Here is a 582-nt window from a genome sequence, read left to right as displayed (position 1 = left end):
CGGGCAAATTTGGAATATGCTCAGGATATTCCGGATTGAGACTTTTCTGAAAGGCGATATTGGGCGCACGACCACTGAGTGCAGAAAATGGTTCACCCGGTTGTGGTGGGTGCGGTGGTGCTCCGACTGGTAAGTCCAAGTTAAGGCCCGATGGAGAAGTCGAACTGCTTGAGCTTGGCACTGCTGAAAAAAACTCATTAGCAAGTCGAGCAATGGTGGACTCATCAGGGAAGTTGGCTGGTGGGTTAACACCAGTCACTTCAGGCCCTGTTGGACTACCTTGCAGATTACTTGTAGTTAACTGGGTAGTCATGATATTTGTCCACCTCCACATCATCTAATACTGCCAACGCATCATCAGTGAGTACTGCAAGTGAGCAATATAACGAGATTAGATACGACGCAATCGCGTTACGGTTGATTCCCATAAAACGTACTGAAAGCCCCGGTGACTGTTCACCCGCAAGACCCGGTTGGAACAAACCAACAATCCCTTGACGCTTTTCACCAACACGAAGCAGCAAGATTTTAGTTTTGCCATCTTCTACAGGAATTTTATTTGATGGAATAAGTGGAATTCCG

2 pseudogenes are annotated in these 582 nt (G+C 47.1%); both read right to left on the bottom strand.

The features are described 5' to 3' along the window. Window positions 1–313: pseudogene (locus C1642_RS19825) on the bottom strand (cysteine desulfurase); the annotation flags it as partial. Next, window positions 288–582 (bottom strand): annotated as a pseudogene (locus C1642_RS17130) (hypothetical protein); the annotation flags it as partial. The pseudogenes C1642_RS17130 and C1642_RS19825, both read right to left, overlap by 26 nt.

The organism is Acinetobacter sp. AKBS16 (assembly GCF_002899995.1).
Taxonomy (GTDB): Bacteria; Pseudomonadota; Gammaproteobacteria; order Pseudomonadales; family Moraxellaceae; genus Acinetobacter; species Acinetobacter baumannii.
Note: the sequence above shows the minus strand (reverse complement) of the source record. Positions and strands in the feature narration are given on the sequence as shown.